Here is a 1665-nt window from a genome sequence, read left to right as displayed (position 1 = left end):
TGCGCTTATCCACCCTACAGAACCGGCCCCGCTGTAGGGTGGATAAGGCGCGCCGCTCGGTGTCAGGGACCCGGCACGCCGGTCGTGCGCGCTGCATCCACCAAGGGGCTGCGTGATGCTGCCCAAATTTGGAATTGCTGCGCCGTCGCGGTCCACCAGCCCAGGGGCATTGAGTCGGATGTCCGACGGCGCCATTGCCGTTCCCGCAAAATGCCGGTAGAAGGTAGGCAAGTCCAAGGTCGCGGCGTTGGGCTGCCGACGCGCAATGTCCTGAAGCAGCGGCAACCAGGAGAGTGCAATGGCGTCCAACAATGCCGTCTTGCCGGCGCCGTTGACCCCGATCACCGCGGTGACGTCGTCTTCCAGTGAAATGCGCAGGCGTTCAAAGCATCGGAAGTTCTCGATCTCGATCTGTGTGAGCTTCATAAATTGACCCTCAGCCATTTTCCCTTGATCGCTACTCGGTCGGTGCCCACAGGTCATCAAGCCTGATCGTCACCGCCTCGAACGGTGCCGCCGAGACCGCCGCAGCGCCGGCGAAGCGGCCGATCTCCCGCCAGACGCCGTCTTCCAAGGCGTCGGCTTCCAAAAGGTGCGCGACCGGATCGAGCAGCCAGGAGTAGGGAACCCTGTAGATCTGACCGTTGTGGATTTCCCCGGTTAGTCCTTCCGGCAGGGCTTCCAGCTGTTCGTAGAGACTGGGGCGGATCTTCTGATGCACGTGCATGGATTGGGCTCTCGCAAAGTTCCGGGGCCATCTACCGCAAGTGGCGCCAATCGCTCCCAGCGTAAGCGTTGTCGGGCTGCCGCTCGTGCTGTTGGTTTGGGCCTTCGCGATCACCATTGTCCCTCGACTATACCCGTTCGACTGATGGCCGACGCTGATGTCGCCGGTCGAATGCCCATACAGGTGGCAGCGTTCGTTACCAAGTCCAGCGAGCAGCGGCAGGTGGTCGCGTGCGGGGACCGCCATCGTGGTACTTAAAAAAATCCGCGTGGAGCAAATGCCGCCGCGCCGTTCTTCGACCACCGCGAAACGCGGCAAGGAGCCTCAGCCTGAACCCACTGTGCCGCCTGACCACCGCCTTCATCCTCGGCAGCGTCTGTGCCCTGCCCCCGCGGCTGCCCCAGGCCAGCGACTGGCCGACACCGCCGTCCAGCCGGATCTGCACCCTGGACCAGGTGCTCGACGGCGACTCCATGCGTTTAACCTGCAAGGGCAAGTCAGTCGAGGTCCGGCTGCACTGCATTGATGCCCCGGAATATGAGCAAATCCCCTGGGGCAAGCAGTCCCGTCACCATCTGCGTAAGATTACACCCAGAAAGGTGGAACTCAAGACCATCGAAATCGACCAGTTCGGACGAACCCTCGGGGAGGTCTACACGACCGAACCCAGCCGCCGCTTCCTGAACCTGGAGCAGGTCGTCGGTGGTCACGCGGCGGTCTACGAACACTATTGCTCGGACCCGGCTTTCACGCGGGCGCAACGCAAGGCACGCAAGGCCGGTCTCGGCATCTGGTCCAAGCCCGGGGCGCAGCAGACGCCCTGGGTCTTCCGGCATCGTAAAGAATCTCAGTAACGAGCAAGAACAAGTGATACACAATCGTTGTCGTTGTCGTTGTCGTTGTCGTTGTCGAGTTTATGATACCCACGAGGATGCTGC

3 protein-coding genes are annotated in these 1665 nt (G+C 61.9%); 1 reads left to right on the top strand and 2 read right to left on the bottom strand.

From position 1 onward, the window contains the following. The coding region (locus QZY03_RS10965; protein WP_295580926.1) for an AAA family ATPase at positions 1-426 on the bottom strand (426 nt) is incomplete at its 3' end. A gap of 31 nt (positions 427-457) precedes the next feature. Continuing rightward, positions 458-1045: a hypothetical protein gene (locus tag QZY03_RS10960; protein ID WP_295580924.1), complete on the bottom strand. Its 588-nt coding sequence runs from the start codon at positions 1043-1045 to the stop codon at positions 458-460. Between the two features lie 155 nt (positions 1046-1200). Between QZY03_RS10960 and QZY03_RS10955 the strand changes: the two genes are divergently transcribed. Further along, complete coding sequence (locus tag QZY03_RS10955; RefSeq protein WP_295580922.1) at positions 1201-1581, top strand: thermonuclease family protein; 381 nt, start codon at positions 1201-1203, stop codon at positions 1579-1581. Positions 1582-1665 lie beyond the last annotated feature (84 nt).

The organism is uncultured Lamprocystis sp., assembly GCF_903933125.1.
Classification (GTDB): Bacteria; Pseudomonadota; Gammaproteobacteria; order Chromatiales; family Chromatiaceae; genus Thiodictyon.
This window is presented reverse-complemented; position numbering and strand designations above follow the sequence as displayed.